The 18,002-nt window shown below is 65.9% G+C and carries 18 protein-coding genes; 9 read left to right on the top strand and 9 right to left on the bottom strand.

Going from position 1 to position 18,002, the window contains the following annotated elements; translation table 11 throughout:
- Positions 1-19: 19 nt before the first annotated feature.
- Positions 20-1,759, bottom strand: coding sequence for an ATP-binding protein (locus tag ACH4UM_RS06735; RefSeq protein WP_398174590.1), 1,740 nt, complete (start codon positions 1,757-1,759; stop codon positions 20-22).
- A 458-nt stretch (positions 1,760-2,217) separates the two neighbouring features.
- Positions 2,218-2,751: a hypothetical protein gene (locus tag ACH4UM_RS06740; RefSeq protein ID WP_398174593.1), complete on the bottom strand. Its 534-nt coding sequence runs from the start codon at positions 2,749-2,751 to the stop codon at positions 2,218-2,220.
- A gap of 714 nt (positions 2,752-3,465) precedes the next feature.
- On the opposite strand from ACH4UM_RS06740, the gene ACH4UM_RS06745 reads away from it, so the two are divergent.
- From ACH4UM_RS06745 to ACH4UM_RS06755, 3 genes are read left to right on the top strand one after another with little or no spacing between them, the layout of a single operon-like run.
- Entirely contained in the window at positions 3,466-4,224 is a 759-nt protein-coding gene (locus tag ACH4UM_RS06745; RefSeq protein WP_398174596.1) for a hypothetical protein, read from the top strand.
- Complete coding sequence (locus ACH4UM_RS06750) at positions 4,221-6,485, top strand: hypothetical protein (protein WP_398174599.1); 2,265 nt, start codon at positions 4,221-4,223, stop codon at positions 6,483-6,485. Before ACH4UM_RS06745 ends, ACH4UM_RS06750 begins: the two co-directional genes overlap by 4 nt.
- Before the next feature lie 57 nt (positions 6,486-6,542).
- Positions 6,543-7,961 (top strand): restriction endonuclease, encoded by a 1,419-nt coding sequence (locus ACH4UM_RS06755; RefSeq protein WP_398174602.1) that lies wholly within the window; start codon positions 6,543-6,545, stop codon positions 7,959-7,961.
- A gap of 44 nt (positions 7,962-8,005) precedes the next feature.
- Here the strand turns inward: ACH4UM_RS06755 and ACH4UM_RS06760 are convergent, their stop codons facing one another.
- The 5 genes from ACH4UM_RS06760 to ACH4UM_RS06780 form a co-directional block, all read right to left on the bottom strand.
- The gene (locus ACH4UM_RS06760) at positions 8,006-8,338 is read right to left on the bottom strand and encodes a hypothetical protein (RefSeq protein ID WP_398174605.1); all 333 of its coding nucleotides are present in this window, start codon (positions 8,336-8,338) and stop codon (positions 8,006-8,008) included.
- Between the two features lie 71 nt (positions 8,339-8,409).
- Positions 8,410-8,709, bottom strand: coding sequence for a hypothetical protein (locus tag ACH4UM_RS06765; protein ID WP_398174607.1), 300 nt, complete (start codon positions 8,707-8,709; stop codon positions 8,410-8,412).
- Positions 8,709-9,758, bottom strand: a complete 1,050-nt coding sequence (locus tag ACH4UM_RS06770) for a major capsid protein (protein ID WP_398174610.1) — start codon at positions 9,756-9,758, stop codon at positions 8,709-8,711. The genes ACH4UM_RS06765 and ACH4UM_RS06770 overlap by 1 nt, the downstream gene beginning before the upstream one ends.
- Before the next feature lie 14 nt (positions 9,759-9,772).
- Positions 9,773-10,189, bottom strand: a complete 417-nt coding sequence (locus tag ACH4UM_RS06775; RefSeq protein ID WP_398174613.1) for a head decoration protein — start codon at positions 10,187-10,189, stop codon at positions 9,773-9,775.
- Positions 10,190-10,296: 107 nt separating this feature from the next.
- Positions 10,297-11,004 (bottom strand): hypothetical protein, encoded by a 708-nt coding sequence (locus tag ACH4UM_RS06780; RefSeq protein WP_398174616.1) that lies wholly within the window; start codon positions 11,002-11,004, stop codon positions 10,297-10,299.
- A gap of 119 nt (positions 11,005-11,123) precedes the next feature.
- On the opposite strand from ACH4UM_RS06780, the gene ACH4UM_RS06785 reads away from it, so the two are divergent.
- On the top strand, positions 11,124-12,176 hold the full coding sequence (locus ACH4UM_RS06785) for a nitrilase-related carbon-nitrogen hydrolase (protein ID WP_398174619.1): 1,053 nt from the start codon (positions 11,124-11,126) through the stop codon (positions 12,174-12,176).
- Positions 12,177-12,203: 27 nt separating this feature from the next.
- Here ACH4UM_RS06785 and ACH4UM_RS06790 read toward each other — a convergent pair whose 3' ends face one another.
- Both ACH4UM_RS06790 and ACH4UM_RS06795 read right to left on the bottom strand, forming a co-directional pair.
- Positions 12,204-13,964: a hypothetical protein gene (locus tag ACH4UM_RS06790; RefSeq protein WP_398174622.1), complete on the bottom strand. Its 1,761-nt coding sequence runs from the start codon at positions 13,962-13,964 to the stop codon at positions 12,204-12,206.
- A 255-nt stretch (positions 13,965-14,219) separates the two neighbouring features.
- The gene (locus ACH4UM_RS06795; protein WP_397897436.1) at positions 14,220-14,450 is read right to left on the bottom strand and encodes a ribbon-helix-helix protein, CopG family; all 231 of its coding nucleotides are present in this window, start codon (positions 14,448-14,450) and stop codon (positions 14,220-14,222) included.
- A gap of 89 nt (positions 14,451-14,539) precedes the next feature.
- Here ACH4UM_RS06795 and ACH4UM_RS06800 point away from each other — a divergent pair, with 89 nt between their 5' ends.
- From ACH4UM_RS06800 to ACH4UM_RS06820, 5 genes are all read left to right on the top strand, one after another.
- Entirely contained in the window at positions 14,540-14,803 is a 264-nt protein-coding gene (locus ACH4UM_RS06800) for a multiubiquitin domain-containing protein (RefSeq protein WP_397897435.1), read from the top strand.
- Positions 14,800-15,192: an E2/UBC family protein gene (locus tag ACH4UM_RS06805; protein WP_398174625.1), complete on the top strand. Its 393-nt coding sequence runs from the start codon at positions 14,800-14,802 to the stop codon at positions 15,190-15,192. The genes ACH4UM_RS06800 and ACH4UM_RS06805 overlap by 4 nt, the downstream gene beginning before the upstream one ends.
- Positions 15,189-16,580, top strand: a complete 1,392-nt coding sequence (locus ACH4UM_RS06810; protein ID WP_398174628.1) for a ThiF family adenylyltransferase — start codon at positions 15,189-15,191, stop codon at positions 16,578-16,580. Before ACH4UM_RS06805 ends, ACH4UM_RS06810 begins: the two co-directional genes overlap by 4 nt.
- Positions 16,581-16,675: 95 nt before the next feature.
- Positions 16,676-16,933, top strand: coding sequence for a DUF6527 family protein (locus ACH4UM_RS06815; protein WP_398175048.1), 258 nt, complete (start codon positions 16,676-16,678; stop codon positions 16,931-16,933).
- An 80-nt stretch (positions 16,934-17,013) separates the two neighbouring features.
- Entirely contained in the window at positions 17,014-17,871 is an 858-nt protein-coding gene (locus ACH4UM_RS06820; RefSeq protein ID WP_398174631.1) for a hypothetical protein, read from the top strand.
- Positions 17,872-18,002 lie beyond the last annotated feature (131 nt).

Below are 18,002 nucleotides of genomic sequence, written 5' to 3' on the forward strand. Positions count from 1 at the left end.
GCCACTGACTACCTGATGGTCAGAGAACGTCCTTGATCTTGTTGAGGTAGAGCTCCGCGAACCCGCCCCACTGCTTCCTCAGCTGCCCGTACTGATCATTCGGCGTGTCGTGCATCGACTCGGCCTTGGCGTAGGCCACGAGCAGCAACGTGATCGCTTCGATCGCGCGACGAGCCGTTGACTGCAGGGACGGCGCGCTCGCCGAGCTGGCATCCTTGGACAGCGCGTGGAGCGGCTCGTACATCTCCCGGTAGAAAGCGTGCCGCTGGTTCAGCCGGATGATCGTCTGGTCTCCGAGGTGAGTGAGCTCGATCAGCTGGTCGCCGGGGAAGCTGACGGTCTCAATCACAAACGGCAGGTCCTTGATCTCCTGGACGTACTCGGCCTGTTCCTCTTCGGTCGAGTTCCGCCCCGCATCCTGCGCAAGGTCGGCGTACTCCCTTTCACGCTCGGCGGGCGTGGGTACGGCCTTGACTCGGCCCTTGGGCATCGTGCGGTCTGCCTCCTTCACCGCCTTCGCGAGGGGGGCGTGTTCGCCGGACTTCACTGCCTCCTTGCGGTCGTCTTCACCCCACACTCGCTGGAGTTCCTCACGGGCCCTGGGAATGACGGTGCGGGCCAAGTCTCGGAGAGTCCTGCGGAGTTCATCAGCAGGAACGGCCCCGCGCTTCACGTTGCGAACGCCCATCAGGCGGTCAAGCTCGGGAGTGAAGTACACCTCGAATCCGATGAACCTGTCGGGCGTCAGAATCCCGTCGGGGAAGAGGCGAGCGACCGGGGTGTAGCTGATCTCGCGGTCCAGCCGCATGAAGCTGATGGCGCCTTCGTTCTCAGGCAGCCGCAGTTTCTTGGCCAGAGCGTCACCCCCCAGCCCCTTGGCCCGTAGCACTTCGCGCGGGGCGAGGGTAATGACTACCCGAATCTTGTGAGTGGTCCCCTGAACCGGTACTTCGTCATTGAAGAAGACCTGGCCGGCGAAGTGGGCGGACTCGGCCCCTCCCTTCCGCGACGTGCCGTCGCTGCGGGCAGCCTCCTCTGTGAGGACCTGATCTACCCATGTGCCCTTGCGCAAGAAGGTGGGGTCGTGCGGCACGAGGTCCGTGTGATCGACCGTGATCTTGATGCCCCCGCAGAGGAAGTCACGGAAGATCCGGGACAGTTCCTTAGTCACTTCGTTGCGGATGTGATCCGGGGTGCTTCGGCCATGTCCATCGGAGACCCGGTCGATCTTCGACCAGAGGACAAGCGTGCCCGTGCCCTCCGGGAAGTAGGGGACCAGATGGGCGGGCAGGGGCTCATCATCTGGCGGGTTGATACCGATCTTCTCGCCCCGCTTCTCTGCCTCGATGGCGTCGTCGAGGTCGAACTTCACGTGCCTGATCGCGTCGCTGCCCGCCACACGCGACCACGCCTCGATGCAGGTGCCCACACTGAGGCCGGCGAGCTTGGCTCCCACGCCGAACTTGCCGATGGTCTTGTCGGACATGAACCGTGTAGAGAAGCCCAGTTGCAGGTAGTGGTGCAGGGTCTTGTCATCCATGCCCTCGCCGTCGTCGATGAAGGAGATCTGGCTGATCGCCTTCTTACGGCCCTTCATGAACTCCTCGGTCAGAATCTGGATGTGGTTCGCACGCGCTTCGATGCTGTTGTCGATCACTTCGCCCACGGCGGAGGGGAAGTTGTGGCCAGACTCACGGAGGCTGAGAAGGGCCTGTCCGGAGAGGACGACCGGAATGGCGCCCTCGACGATGTCGTTCATGGTGAGCTCCTTGGTCTACGGGGTGCGGGGTAGAAGGAGGGCGCGGCGCAGCGCGCGCTCGATTTCGGTTTCGGGGCAGTAGGGGCAGCGTCGGCCCGTTCCTGCGGGGCTTGCGGGGTGGATCTGGTTCGTGATTGGGGTGCCCGTCGCTTGGTACCGGTGGTACCAAGCTGACTCGATGGCGTAGGCCTGGTGGCGGTTGGTAGTAGGTGAGGCGACGAAGTGTGTGGCGCGGCCGCGGAGTGGATGACGTGTGAGCCGTCGGCGGAGACAGGTGTCCGATCGGCCGACGTAGAGGGGCGTGACCTGCTGATGCTCGTGGCGCAGCAGCAGGTACGCGCCGATGGTTCCTGCGGGGATCTGCATGTGCACGATGCTCTTGGCGAACCGGAGGGCAACGCTTCCATTGCCCTCATACGGCTCGGCGAGACGCACTGAGAGCCCTTGATGGTGGCCGGTCACGCCGTGATGCTGATCAGGGTCCTTGCGTGTTCCCTCAGAGCACGCCGGGTTCGTTCGACCGTGGCCACGGACACCCCTGCCTGTTTCGCCGAGTCGGGGACGGTCAACATGTCGAGCATGCCCTGGAGGCAAGCCGGCCCGTAGGCCCCGAGCGTGGACGCGAACGCCTTCAGCTCCTGGAGCATCTCTGCGGCGATGACCCGCGCTTCGGGGGTGTCATGAGTGATCATCTCGGCGGCTGGCGCGCCGTCTGCAGCAGTGGTGCACACGCGGCGACGGGCGGCGTCAGGAAGGGGCCGGCAGGCGGCGTTCTGGCGGGCGGTGGCCTGCGAGCGGCGGATGGTGCGACGTGCGTCCCTGATGACGTTCCGGCACAGGAGATCAGGGGTCTCGGCCGCGCGCTTGTGGCCGAGAGTGAGATTGAGCGCGGTCTCGAGAACGTCGAGGAACTCGCCGTCCCACGCTCGACTCTTCTGCTTGCTGTACAGACGGCACATCGTCTCGACGCGCACGTCGGTGAACTGGAGCATCGAAGCCCCTCCCCGGGTGCCCGGCTGCTATAAGCCGGACCCACTCAGTTGTGACCCGCTCGCCCTTTGGCCGTTGTCGCCATGCGGTCGACTTCGGCATGAGCAGGTAGTGAAACTGTAGACCCCGCCGCTGACAGCCGGTGGCGGAACGTCCACATCTCTTAGGGGACAGCAAGGGTCGAGAACCCCTCACGGTGGACCTAGCAACTGCCCGCGCGCGGCACCGACTTGGAACCGCCCAAGCTCGGCAAGGCCGTGTGGCAGCCCACAGCACCCGCCACGGACGACGCCAACACCACATAGGGGACAGCTCTTTGTCCGATCCCGTCATGCCGTCCAGCGCGGGATGGGTATCGAGCCCGCCGGCTCCTCCGGGTGCGACGTGAGGGGATCTGGACACGCACCGTCCCCTATGGGGTGTGGCTTCTACCCCAACTGGCCGTCAGCTGGGCACGCCGCGCAGGGACTTCGCCCGCGGATCTCCTCTCTTCTCGAGTCGTGGGGGGGGGACACTCCGATTGAGCATCGGCTGCCAAGGTCGCTCGCCGTTGGTGAGCTGCCTCTTCCGTAAGGAGGCGGGTAGGGTCAGCGACCCCTCGTGGAAGGCCGCACATGAGGTAGGGCTCCGAACGGCCCGTGATCGGCATACCCTGATCACGGTCCGCTGCGGGACTGCCAGGGAAGAGCAACAGACAGCAGGAGACGGGATCGGTCTTGGGTGTTTTGGAGGACGCCGATGTCGGAACTGAGGATCATGCAGCATCGCGGTTCGGCATGCTCGAGGTCGAGCAGGCCCCTGAGTCCCCGGGGATTTACGCCTGGTATGTGACATTTCAGGCAAGTGCTCAGGACTGGGAAACGAAGCCGGTCGACGGCCAGGATGCCTCCATCGAGGGCTTCTTGGGCCTCCTGCGCGAGTACGCCAGTTACTACGAGCCGCTCCCCATAACGCTGCACGGATCTGCACCGTACGGCGGGCGCTGGGACGGAGCCCTTGAGCTCGATCACGGCGTCAACCGGCGCGAGACGACCTCGGTGCCCGAGGGCACTGATCGGGAGAGGGAGCGGCGGGAGCGGGACCGGGAGGCGCTGGATAACACCATCAGTTCGCAAACCGGGCGCCGTTTGCTCGCTCAATTCCTCGGTCGCGCGACACCAGTCTTCTCGTCGCCCCTTTATATCGGAGTTGCCGAGAATCTCAACGAGCGCCTCCAGCAGCATCGCAGTAATTACAACAGGGCCATGGATTGGCTACGCGGTAACCCTAATGATGCAGACAGGCTGAAAAGGGACGCCAAGAACTTCGGGCAACGTGCTGCGGCGCGCGGAATCGCGATGGAGAATCTCGAGGCCTGGGTAATTGACTTGAAATCTCTAGAATCGGATATCTCCGTCAGGTCTTTGCGTGAGAGCGCCCAATCCGCAGAGTGGCTGCTCCACCGTCTGTTTGCGCCAATCCTGGGAAGGCAGTGACTGTGTTGTTCAGCTCCACCGTCAAGAGTACGTTCCGCGACTACATCCAGGGGACCTGGGGTACTTTCAGCACTCCAGCCGGGCGGGTCGAGTACATCATGACCAAGGCACGCTTGGGCGAGGAGTCGCCGGCACCCGAGCGGCTCTTGACACAGCATCTGTCGCCGGTTCGGGAGGTGATGGATGCTGATGTTCTCGACTTCAATCAGCTACTCCAGCGTGACCTCGATGATCACCGTGTTGCAACGGGCCTGATCCCGTATCTGCTCAAGAACCGCGCAACCGGGCCGGCGTTCTTTCCTCCGATCATGGCTGTCCTCTTGCCCTTCAAGGAGGGATCGCCCTCTCGCTTTCCCGCGTTTGGGGACGCCGAGATCGTCGAAGATCAAGATCTTCCCTGGAAGCAGGTGCAGGCGGGAGACGCCTTTGCCGTGCGACGGGTCGTCGACGCGCAGGGGGAATACCACCCGGTCAACCTGGCCCAGCTTCGCTGGAACGAGCACGCATCCAGGCTCGTCGTCCTGGACGGCCAGCACAGGGCCATGGCGCTCTTGGCCATCGACCGCACCATGTCGCACAAGTGGCGCGGAAGTCGAGGCGAAAAGTTCCGCGACTTCTACGAAAAGCAGGTGCAGAGGTATCTTGCAGATGAGGCCATCGCGTCGAACATGGACTTGTCCAACGTAGAGGTCCCAGTCACGGTCTGCTGGTTCCCTGATCGAGTCGGCGAAACGGGCCATGCGCACGAAGCAGCACGAACACTCTTCGTGGACGTAAACAAGGAAGCCAAAGCACCAAGCGAGTCGAGGATCATCTTGCTCTCGGATGCAGAGCTGGTGAACGTCCTCACTCGCAGCATGCTCAGTGACTTGAGGCGTCCCGACAACGACGACCTCATGCCGCTCTACGCCGTCGAATACGACAACCCTGACATCAACACGACGCGACCAGCCCGCTGGTCCGTCATGACCAACATTCATCTGCTCAAGGAGGCGGTGAACCGTTGCGTCTTCGGTCCTCCGAAATACTTGAGAGACGTGACGAAGAAGATCAGCAGTCGCGAAGGGAAACCAGAGCGAGATGCCTTCATGCGACAGCAGCTTGAGGTAGGAAAGCTGTTCAAGGCAGAGGTGCAAGACGAGGGATTCACGTATCGGCGGGATGCCATTGGTAACGAGAGCTTCCCTCTCGGAAAAGCGGACATTCTGAGCACTCGCTTCTCTGAGACCTGGGGTAGTTCCATCCTGACGCTGCTGTCGAAGGTAGAACCATACGCCGCTCACGCACGCGCTCTCCGGCGCATGGAGGCTGGCTGGAGTGGGGTGGAGATTTACGCCTCGCTCGCACGCGATGCCCTGTTTGGTGGCGTAGGTGTGTACTGGACCTTGAAGGACAGTTACGAGCACTACAAGGAAGAGTCACGAAACAAGCCCGGGGCCAGCCGGCGCAAGCCGGATGACGATGTCCTCCGCGCGTGGGAGGTGATAGAGGAAAAGGAGAGTGCCTTCGAGGTGTTTCGGGCAGAGGAATACCTCGGTTCGGCCGCAGAGGATAAGCGCGAGGCCAGCAAGTCTGCATACCTGGTGCTGAACACTCACGCCTGCCAGCTCGGATTGGCAATGACCTTGGGGTCTCTCTGGGAGCTCAGGAAGAGCGAAGTCAAGCGATGGAAGCTTGACGAGCTTCCCGCGTTCGCTGGGGCACTCGCGCAGGGTTGGAACGCCTTCTTCTTGCACGACGCAGGGCGAGGGAAGGCCCGGGACCGGCGTCTCGCGTTCAGTAAGACGGTCTCAGATCCGATCAATCAGATCCCAAAGCTCGAAACTGCCCGCGCCGTCTACTTTCGATACTTCTGGCTCCAGGCTCTTGCCAGCCCCGAGTCATGGAATCTTGTGGCTGAGTGGTTCGACGGGCGCGAGGGATTCGAGAAGATGCTCTCGGACGCCCGCAGCATGTACCTGGGTTTCTGCATCGAAGAACGAAAGAAGGCACTCAAGACCAGCAAGCCACGCCAAACGGATGACCAGCGGCGGAACGAGGCTGAAGAACTCGCCACGAAGACCCTCCGAAAGGCGCTCGTGAACTGGTTCTTCGTGACGGAGGCCGAGTTCAACGGCTGGCTCTCTCCCGACACGCTTGCAAGCGCGACACAGGATGCAGCTGAAGGCGTCGACGAAAATGACGATTCTGTCGATGACGACGAGGCTGAAGACAACGACTCGCGACCACTGAGCTACGAGGAGCTGCTCGACGACGAGTGACAACTGTCAACGAGCTGGTGTCGATTCGTGATGTTCCACGGGGTAGGAGGGGTTTCGGTGGAGGATGAGATCATCGCCCTCGCGGAGGGCATGAATTTCACAGCACACCAGCATGAAAATAGGACGACTCTGCGGGTCGGATGCATGGGCCTCGCGCTTGTGCTGGAGAGAATTGACGACGATCAAGTCTTTCCATACCTCCATTGCCAGAAGCCGCCGGGTGTCTGGAGTGGAGGCGCCAGTGACATCGTTGATATCACGACATACATGGCCGCCGCCTTCATGCATGGCGAAGGGAAAGCGTCATACCAGCTCATCGATAGCGAACATCCTGCGGCGTCGTGGGAACTGGGTGAGCGATTCCTTGTTCCTCGCCAGCCCATGAATCTCAGTATCCGTCGCGATCTTGAATCGATGGAACACGCCCTAATGGATCTGTGGTCCTTCGGGGCATTCATGCACATGAATCTGCCTGAATATTGCCCCGATCGCGCAGAGGGAGACACCCTTGCGCACCAGTCGACAGAAGCAGACGAATGGGCACGGCAGCTAGCCACCGCAGTTCCTGAAATATTCGACGTAAGCAAAGACTGGTACACCGTTCGCGAGAGCCCTCGTAACTTCTACTACAGGGCAGCTAATGGTGAGATATCGATAACGCGTGACTCGGACGTGGCCTTCGCTCTCGGGATGTTCGCTGGCAACATCGAAACAGTCACCGGCCCTGACGGGGAGATCCGGCACGTTGGCGACCTCCAAAATGCTATTTCGTACAGGGATGTCGATAAAGCTCTACAGATTATCAGGGCGTCTGGCGAGCGAGTCGACAGCCGAGAAGACGTGACGGTATTTCCATTCGAGAACGCCCTCCTGTGTGCGGGTGCCGAGACGGTTGTACTTCTCGGAAGTCCGGGTGGAAGGCAGGCTTACCAAGAGCAGCGCGAACGCATAATCGATCAGTACCGAGTCATCTCATCGACACTCCTGGCACCGGACTCATTTACATGGGCCCCTAAAATTGACGGGCAGGAGTTTGAGGACTTGGTTCGCGAGCTCCTCGAAGCCGACCCATTCGTGCTCCAAGTTCGCAGCGCAGGGCCAGCCAGGGAGCGGGACGGCGGGAAGGATCTGCTCATCAAGCAGCTTGTTCCTGGGTTCCGCGCTGCGCGATGGAGCACCGAGGACGACAATCTCCAAGAGATACGGGTTGTTGTTCAGTGCAAAGCTACGGCAAGCACTGTCGGGGTCAGCGACGTCAGGGAGATTCGTGACGTCATTGAAGATGTAGGTGCGCAAGGGTTCCTGCTCATCACGTCAAGCAGGGTCAGTTCCGCCCTGACCAACCGCCTCGACACGATTAGAGACAAGAATGGATTTCACACCGACTGGTGGGACAGGCATCAACTCGAGGTGCTCCTTCGACGAAATCCCCACATCGTAAGGCGATACCCCAGAATTGTTCAGCCAGTGCGCTGATGCCCATTTCGCTTCGAGTGCGCGTGCCAACGACACGACGAGGTCTACCGGTAGCGGCGCGCGGGGGACAACCACGCCACCTCCATCACTCCCTGCGCGGCTTCATCCCCGTCGCCGGGTCCGTCCGGGGCGGGGGTCTGACGCACCTGCTCGATCTGGCGCTCGATGCCGCGAAGGTTCTCTTGGAGGTCCATGGTCACCACGTTGTCGACGGTGACCTTCAGCGGGTCGGCGAGCAGCTTCGCTCGGCGCTCGCCCAGTACCTCAAGCGCGACTAGGCGCGCCGACCGCAGTCGGAAGAACCGGCGCTCCAGGTCGGCCGGGTCGGTGTCCGGCCCGAGCTGCGCCAACAGCCAGGACCGCTGGAACTCATCCACCCGCTACTCCCTGCTCCACGCGGGGCGGCCCGCCGTCAGGCTGTTCCCAACGGCGTGCCGCCTCCAGATGGTCACGACGACGAGGACACCGAACGGCCCCCGCTCCGCCTTGACGGGGACTTCCTCGCCCCGCCCGCGCCGGCTGTCTCCTCCTGGCCGCTGTCCTTGTTCCCGGACGGCCCGAACTTCTCCACCGCGACAGCCTCTTCCGGCTTGTCGCAGGCGTCCGGCGGTTCCTCCCACGCGTCCGGGTTGGTGATCAGCACGGCCACCTCCGGATCCGGGCAGTCGCCCGGCAGCAGGATCACCTCCTCCCGCGTGGTCGGGTCCTGTACGTAGACCGCGGCTTTCAGCCGCCCGCGGCCCGCCATCACAGGACCTTCGCCACGATGTGCGCGTCCGGGGTGTGCATGACGGGCATCCCGACCGCGGCGCCCTTGGTCCAGATCTGCACGGGGTCATCCTGGACCCCTCGGGTGATGATCAGGCCGGGGGCGTCCTCGCGGATGATCTCGGGGTTCGACCCGCGCGAAAGCACCAGGGCCTCCGCAGTCACCCCGTACATGGTCTGGGCCCACTTCTCCCGCTCCGGCGGCACGAGAATCCACAGGTCCTCGGGCAGCACCTTGCGGGGCTTGCCGTCCACCCTCACCTGTGCCTTGTAGAACTGGATCGGCGGCAGGCTGTAGTTGCCGCGCACCACGTTGATCTGCTGCGGGGTGAGCGTCGCCGTCGGCGTGGTCGACGGGTTCACGCTGCCGTAGTAGGCCGCCCTGTAGGCGTTGTTGGCTGCCAGGTAGCTAAACGCCTTCCGGGAGGTGATCACCAGCTCCGGCTCCGGCGCGCCGATGTCGTCCAGGTGCTGGATCCACCGCAGTTCGTCCGCGATCGGGTCGGAGGCCGGGTCCGACCACGGGATACGGGCGATCGGCATGTTCTCGGCGGGGACGTTCCAGTCCACCTCCAGCGTCAGGCCGTTCTCCTGTTCCAGCGTGAAACGGCCGTCCGCGAGTACGTCGCCGGCGGCCAGCTCCAGCCGGGAGCGGATGGCTTCGACGTGACGTTCCACGTCGTCGTACAGCAGCTCGATCAGCCGGTCCTGGTCCGAACCGTGCGACGCCTCCAGCAGGATCTGCTCCTGCTCGGAGACGACGAGCTTCTGGCCCAGCGCAGGCAGCGCGCCCTCTCGGGACGTCTGCCACGCCTCACGTGTCGCGAACGGCACCGAGGCGTTGAACGCCCGGTACTTGGCGACGTTGACGTACCGGCCGGAGTCCTTCGTACGCCACTTCACCTCCCGCATCTCCACGGTCGGGAAGATCGTCTGGGTGAGGAGGAAGTCCTTCGGGGACGGGATCGCCCGCGCGAACGCCGTCAGGTCCATGACCGAGACGTCCTTGAGCAGGTCCTGAATCGTCACAGCTCAGCCCCCGCTCACACGAAGCGGATCTGCGCGGCACGCGGGTGCCATACGAGCTGGGACACATCGATGCCGCCCGGCACCTTCGACGCCTTCACCGCGCCGTGCCACAGCAGCGCGGCCGGAACACGGGTCTGCCCCGGCGCGAAGGGGGCCTCGGCGATCACGAAGCCACGCAGAATCTGGCGGCCGCAGTGCGCCTCCGGGTCGTACGGGCCGTACAGGCCGGACTCCGCGACCCTGCCGACCGGCACACCGGACAGCACCCGGCCGTACGGGTCAGAGCCGTCGCCGCACACGTAGTGCGTGCCCTCGCAGAAGAGGTTGAGGTCGAGGGTGATCGTGTCGACGGAGTCGGTGCCGTGCAGGGACGTCAGCCACTCGCGGTTGGCGGTGGTGTACTCGGACTTCGAAACGGGCTGGATGGTCATGTGCGTGTCTCCATGGACGCTGCGGTCAGAATCCGCACATCGCCCACGGAGGCGATGCCGTCCACGACGTTCAGGGGGCGTGGTCCCCCAAGTTCTGGTGCCTGGGACTACCGGGCGGCGGAGTCGCTGAACTCCGGGATCAGACCACGGCGCTTGGCCATCTCCAACCCGGCCGAACCGGGCTTGGACACCGAGGCCGTACGGGTCGGGCCGCGCCCGGCCGGTGCGCCCGCGGGGGCTGCCGGCACAGGCAGGCGGACCCCGCCGAACAGCTCAGGGCGACGTGCCCGCAGGGCCTCGGCCGCCGACTGGATCTGTGCCTCGTCCGCCTCCTCGTCGTCCACGGCCAGCAGACGCTCCGCGTCCACCAGATCGTCGCCCTCCGCGCCGAGCGCCACCAGCGCGGCCCGGCGAAGCGCCGCCCTCTCCCGCTCGGCGGCCAGCTCCTCCCGGCGTGCGGCCTGCAACTCTCGCTCGGCAGCCGCCTGTTCCCGACGTTCCACCTCCGACAGCGCGGCCTGCTCGGCCTCCCGCTGCGCGGTCACGAATTCGGTGAGCGCCTTCGGGGAGTCGAACCCGAGCGTGGACAACAGCCGCTTGATCGCGGCCCGTTCGCCCTGTGCCTTCTCGCGGGTGAGCATCTTGCCCAACCGGTCCTGTGTGACCGTAACCTGCTGCTCCTGGTCGCCGCCGTCCGGGGCGTCATCGAGCTGGTCGTTCGTCTCGTCCTCCGAAGAGGCACCGAGAATCGGGTAGATCGGCCGCCCGTCACGGCGGTGGCCGACAGGACGGCGAGGCGGCAGGGGCTGGACCATACATCTCCTCCAGAGCGCGCCCCCGCGCTGACGGCCAGTGTAGCCACCTGCACCGACACGGCCACGAACCCTTGTCCGACCGCCCCCACAGGATGGCCTCGAACAAGGAGGCACCACCCATGACACTCGACCCCTACACCGCTGTCGGGCTCATCCCGGAGATCACCGAGATCCAGCAGCGCGACGACATCGCCGTCAACCTCGACCACCTCTACGCCCTCACCCGCACCGCCGTCTCCCTCGGCGGCCTCGACCACCCCGTCCGACTGGTCGCCCTGCCCGAAGGCGCGCTCCAGGGCTTCACCGACGAGATCCACGACCTCGACCACGCCACCTACGCGCGCACCTGCGCCATCAGCCTTCCCGGCGCGGAAACGCAAGAACTCGGCCGCTGGGCCCGCGAGTTCAACATCCACATCATGGCCCAGGCCAAGGCCCTCCACCCGGCCTTCCCTGACCGGTACTTCAACGTCGGATTCGTCATCGACCCCGACGGCGAGATCGTCCTGCGGCACTACAAGCTCGCCCCGCTGCCACCCATGGAACACAGCCTCAGCCCGCACGACGTGCTCGACCAGTGGACCCGTCTCTACGGCCGGAGCCCCGAGGCGTACTGGCCCGTGGCCGACACGGCCATCGGCCGCCTCGGCGTCATGATGGCCAACGAGGCGTCCTACCCGGAGAACGCACGCGGCCTCGCCCTCGGCGGATGCGAGATCGCCTACCGCACCAGCTACCCACTCCCCGGCGTCGCCTCCGACGCCTACGACATCCAAAACCGGGCCCGGGCCCTCGATAACACCATGTACGTCCTCGCCCCCAACCCGGCCTCCTACACCGGCGCCGACGTGCAGCGCGTCGACTTCTTCGGCGGCCACTCCACCATCACCGACTACACCGGCCGCACCGTCGGCCACCTCGACCACGGCGGAGTCGCCACCTTCGTCACCGCCACCATCGACCTGCCCGCCCTCCGCCGCCAGCGCACCACCGCCGCGTGGACCAACTGGGTCAAGGACCTGCGCACCGAGCTGTTCGCCACCCTCTACGAACAGCCCGTCTACCCGGCCAACCTCTACGCCGACCGGCCGCCGTACAACCACGCCGAATACCGCGAGCACATCACCGAACCCCAGATCGACCTGATGCGCACCCGCGGCATCTGGCGCTGAACCCGCGTCACGCACCCCGAGGCCGCGTCACCGGCCCGCCTCCACCGGCTCCCGCTCGCTCACCTTCCCCACCGGCTTCCGCCCCCTGGCCGACCCCGACCCGTCGTCGTCCTCCTGGTCCTCGTCGTCCTCTTCACGCCCACGCCGAGCAGCGGCCTCCGCCATCGGCACCGCAGCCTCCTGCTCCACCTTCGCCCTGATCCGCTCCACCTCCTGCGAGGCATCCTTGATCGGGTACCCGGCCTCCAGCAACATCGCCACCGCCGTCTCCAGCGACAGCACCCCCGCCCCGTACGCCTTGACGACCTCCTCCAGCACCGCAGCACGGTCCGTCGGCGTGTGCGGCGCCCACGCCAGCCGCGCCGGCAGCGTCTCCCCGGCCGTCCAGCCCTCCGCTCGCCCGGCCTGGTACAGCCGCTGCACCATCTTGAACAGCAGCCGGTACTTGTGCTCCCGCGCCAACCGCATCATCCCGATCAACGCATCCAGCGGCCCCAGCGCCAGCTTCAGCGCGTACCCCGACGGCACCTCCGTGGCCTCCAGCGTCCCGAGCCCGGCCGCCGTCACACGGCTGTTCGCCGCAATCCGCTCCAACAGGTGATCCACCCGCGCCCGAAGTTCGGCCAACTGCGGCGACGTGTCCAGAGCATCCATCCGCCCCGTTTCACCGAGCTGCCACACTGCCCCGGCCTTCACCTGAAGCTCCTGCGGCCTGCCCGTCGCCCGGTCCACCGGCAGCCGCGCACCCGCAAGCCCGATGATCGGCGTGCCCGTCGTCGCCGAGGCCGCCGAGCTGTCCGAGTCCGTGGCCGCGAGCTCATCGAGCGCCTGCAAAACCCGCGCCAGAATCGAGCGCCCCCAGTGCTCTCCACCGTCGGGGATCGTGTTCGCGATATGCACCACCGGCACGAAGTCGATCATCAGATCCAGTCGGTTCAGCTCCGTGCCGTCCGGCCGTACCCGGAAGCTCGCCTTGTCCATCGGCAGCCGGTCCAGCGTCTCGCCGTTCTTCAGGTCCTCCAGCAGCCACTCCGCGTCCGTGAGGTAACACGTCATGTTCGACGTCCGGCCCGGCTCCCACGGGTACTGCCGCCCGCCAGCTGCATGCCCATCGTCGCCGGGTTTGCCCTGCTCGGAGATCGGACCAAGCTCGTACGTCACCCGACGCACCCTTGCCTTCAGCCCGGCGTCGTCGTCCGCCGGCAGCTCCCACGCCAGATGCACACGGCTCGGGAAGTCCTCGTCCTCGTCGTCCCACTGGGGGAAGAAGAACCCTGCATCGTAGACCCGCAGTGTCGGCCGCTGCTTCTGCGGGTTCCACGCCAGAACCAACACGCTGTCCCCAAGGAGCACCGCCGCCCGCTCGGCCTGCTGGACCCGGTACGTCAGCAGCTCCTTGTCCGCCCACCTCCGCAATCGATCCTGCACCGCGGCCGCCTCCGCCGCACCGGGCGTCTCATCGTCGGCGTGTACCGCCCCCTCGACCGCGACCTTCTGCTCCGAACCGAGGAGGTAGCCGAGCGCGGTATCCACCAGGTTGGCCGCATCGCCTAGCTCCCGCCGCTCCAACGCGCTCGCATCACCACCGGCCGCCGCCAACTGCCCGGCCTGGTTGTTGTCGTACGACGCCAACACCTTGTACGCGGCCAGCCGCCGCAACTCGTGCCGCGGCACCCACGTCTTGGCCAGCTCCGGAAACGCGCGGCTCCCCGGACGGCCAGCGTCGGCCATCACCGGCTTGTAGTTCAGCCACGACCAGGCGTCGATCACGAATTGGCGCAGGCCCACAGATCCCCTCCAGGACGTCGGCCCCGCGCCAAACCGTTACCTTATCGGCCGCCTACAGCCCTTCCGGGGGACGCCCATGCCGGAGAACCCCGCCATGTCTCAGTGAAGCAGCACCGTCCTGCTCGTCGGAGCGATCCCGCTCTTGCGCACGTGAGCATGACGACACCTCAGCCGTCGTCAGCATCAGTAATCAGTTCAGCTGGCCCGGCTTCACTCTCAGCAACCCACCTCTAGACCCACCGATCGACCGATGCCCTAGTCGTCGGCGTCCGAGTCCATAGCGGCCAGTAGACGCTGGGCACGTTCGACGCTGGCCTTGAGTTCGCGCTGAAAGTCTGGGTCTCGGCGGCGTGTGTCGACGTGCTGGGCGATGGCGGCGCGGATTACTTCGGACACAGGCCTGTTCTCCACGCTCGCGACGGTGGCCAGCGCCTCGGCCTGGTCAATGGGCAGGCGGACCGTCATTGCTTTCGTTGCGTCCTTCATAGACCCAGCCTAGCGTCACGCTCCCACGGCATCAAGCAACCGTGATACCGTGATACCGCGGCGTCACAGTGGCGCCTGAGGAGGCTGTGATGACAGGGACCCACGGGCACGGCGCCCGTTTCGAGATCCAAATCGACCGGGTGCACTACACCGTCCGCGAGCCGGAGCTGACCGGCGCGCAGCTGCGCGCTCTGGTCAGTCCGCCGGTCCCGGCTGACCGCGATCTGTACGAGGTACGGCCGGGTGGCGAGGACCTGCTGGTCGCGGACGGCCAGGCGGTACCGATGCGCAACGGGCTGCGGTTCTTCACCGCCCCCGGTCACATCAACCCTGGGTCGGGGGGCGCTCGGTGAGCCTGCCCGGCGCCGATGCGGCGCACCTGGCAGAGCGTGGTATCGCGTACACCACGCAAGTTGAGTCGGGGATGGTGTGCGTGGTCCTGCCCGATTGGCCGGTTCCTCCCGGGTACAACCGGACGAGCGTGGACCTGCTGGTCCGGCTGCCCGCGGGGTTCCCTGACGCGGCCCCGGACATGTGGTGGGTGGACCCGGCACTGGTCCGGGCCGACGGTCGTCCGGTAGAGGCGACACAGATCACCGAGGTGTACCTGGGCCGGTCCTGGCAGCGTTGGTCACGGCACTTCAGCCCGGGCCAGTGGCGGCCCGGCATCGACGGCCTGGAGACCTATCTGGCGCGGATCCGCGGCGAGCTGCTGCGCAGCATCCAGCAGGTGGTCGCGTGAGCGCGGTGACGCTGGTCCTGACCCAGGAGCTCGCCGACCAGCTATCCGCAGGGGCGGCGCAGCATTCGGAGTCGGCCGCGGTGCTGATTGCCGGGGTGGCCCGCGAGGGGCAGCGGCTGCGGCTTCTGGGACGGGAACTGCACTGGGTGCAGGACCGGCACTACGCGCAGCGGACCTTCACCGGAATGACCATCGTCTCGGGCGGCTACGTGCCGGCGCTGCGGCGCGCCGAAGAGCTCGGCGCGGTGGCCGTGTGGGTGCACACCCACCCGGGTGGCGACCCTACGCCCTCGCGGCGCGACGCGGGCGTGGACGCCGCGCTGGCGCCGCTGTTCATGGTCCGCACTGGCCAGAACCTGTACGCCAGCGTGGTGGTCTCTCCGGCGGCCGCCGGGGAGGCTGGCACCATACGGTTCAGCGGCACCGTCCTCGATGGTGCCGGTGAACCGTGGCGGATCGAGCGGCTGTGGATCGTGGGGCCGCGGTTCCGGGCGGTCACCGCCGCCGACGCCGCCGAACCCCCGGTGGACGAGGTGTTCGACCGCCAGGTCCGCGCCCTGGGCCCCGCCCTGCAAGCCCAGCTCGCGCTCCTGCGGATCGGGCTGGTCGGCGCGGGGGGCACCGGTTCCGCGGTGGGCGAGCAGCTGGCGCGACTGGGCGTTGGGCAGCTGCTCGTGGTCGATCCCGACCACCTCAGTGCAAGCAACCTCACCCGTGTGCACGGCGCTGGCATCGGGGACGTGGGCCGCCCCAAGGCCGAGATCGTGGCAGGGCACGCGGTGGCGATCGGCTTGGGCACCGAGGTGGAGCCGGTGGTGGGCAGCGTTGTGCAGGAGGGTGTCGCCGCCCGGCTGCGCGGCTGCGATCTGGTGTTCGGCTGCACCGACGACCACGCGGGCCGGATGGTGCTCTCCCGCCTGTCCAGCTACTACCTGCTGCCGGTCATCGACTGCGGGGTCCTGATCAGCAGCGATGCCGGAGTGCTCGCCGGCATCGACGCCCGGATCAGTGTGCTGTCGCCCGGTTACAGCTGCCTGCTGTGCCGCGACCGCGTCGACCCGCAGCGGGCCGCATTGGAGCAGATGGAGCCGGACGAGCGCAGGAGCCGGGCCGCCGAGGGCTACGCGCCCGAACTTCCCGGGGTCGAGCCAGCGGTGGTTGCCTATACAACCCTTGTGGCGGCACTCGCCGTCAACGAGATGCTGGAACGGCTCGTGGGGTACGGCGTCACCCCGCCCCCCAACGAGATCCTCGCCCGCATCCACGACCGCGAACTGTCCACCCATAACCGGCCGTCCCGGCCAGGGCACTACTGCGCCGACGGCGCCGCAGTGCGCGGCTGCGGTGACCGTACCCCCCTGCTGGAGACGACGTGGGCATCGCCCTGACCCTGACCGCCTTGTACGCCCGGACCATCCGCCGGACGCTGGTGCTAGGACCGGGCGTGGAGGCCGCCGACCTGATTCCCCATTTGCCGGCTCGGGTGGGGATCCTTGTCCAGGGGAGCACCGGTCCGGCCTGGGCCGCGTTCACCTGCCCCTGCGGCACCGGCCACCAGGTGCTACTCAACCTGAGTCCGGCGCGCCGGCCCCGGTGGCAGCTCTCCGGTAGCCGATCTGCGCCGACCCTTCACCCAAGCGTCGACGTCATCGACAACGGGTACCGCTGCCACTTCTGGATCCGCCGCGGCCGCCTACAGTGGGCCGACCCCCCTCGCTCACCTATGCGTCCATCCTCTTGAGACGAGAACCATCGATGAATCAGCCTCGCACCCCGGCGCGGCCCGAACCCATATCTGACGACACCCTTCTGCGGGTACCGGTGCAGACGCCACTGTTCCGGGCGCTTCAGGCCGGCCGCTACCAGCGCCAGGAACAGATCCGCGCCATCGAGGAGCACACCGGGCGACGGCTGATCTGCTACGTCAGCGGACCGAGCGCACTGGTCAGCCGCGACGACGTCCCCCCGCTCTACGACCTGCTGCAGGACGTCCGCGAGGGCGACGACCTGGACCTGCTGCTGCACACCATGGGCGGCGACGTGGACGCGGCCGAACGCATAGTGCTGCTGTTGTACAAGACCATCGGGCGCAAGGCCCAGTTGCGCGTGATCGTCCCCGATAGCGCCAAGAGCGCCGGGACCCTGATCGCCGTGGCCGGGGACAGCATCGTCATGGGCCCGCCCAGCGAGCTGGGGCCGATCGACCCGCAGGTCATCGTAAGCACCAACGACGGCCAACGCCTGAATCGACCTGCCCAGTCCTACCTCGACGGCCTCACCTACATCATCGACCAAACCAAGGACGTAGAGCTGCCCACCGCCTACGTGCCGCTGCTCGGCAAACTTGACCCCGCACTGATCGACGTATGCCGTAAAGCCCTCACCCGCTCCCAGAAGTTCGCCGAACGCTTCCTTGCCGAACGGATGCTGCGTGACCAGAACGACAAGATCACCCGCGTCGCCACCCGACTGAACGACAACAAGCAGTGGCTATCCCACGGAGCAGTGATCAACTGCGACGAGGCCGCCAGCATCGGGCTCAACGTGACTTACCTGCCCACCGCCGACCCCCTGTGGCAGAACTACTGGCGCCTGTACTGCCAAATGAAGGCCGAGCTGCATACCCCCACCAGCAAACTCTTCGAGTCCCACTACAGCTCCCTCCAGATGGACGCCTGACTGACCGCCCCGGCCCAAGACTGCTGATGCCTACACCGCCGTACGACCGTCTTGCCAGTCGTCTTTCGTAGCCCTCGGCCACGATTAGACGGCCCGGCCCCGGTGCGAGCCGTGACGCGAGTGAGTTCGCC

This window comes from Streptomyces sp. NPDC020801, from assembly GCF_044334385.1.
Taxonomy (GTDB): Bacteria; Actinomycetota; Actinomycetes; order Streptomycetales; family Streptomycetaceae; genus Streptomyces.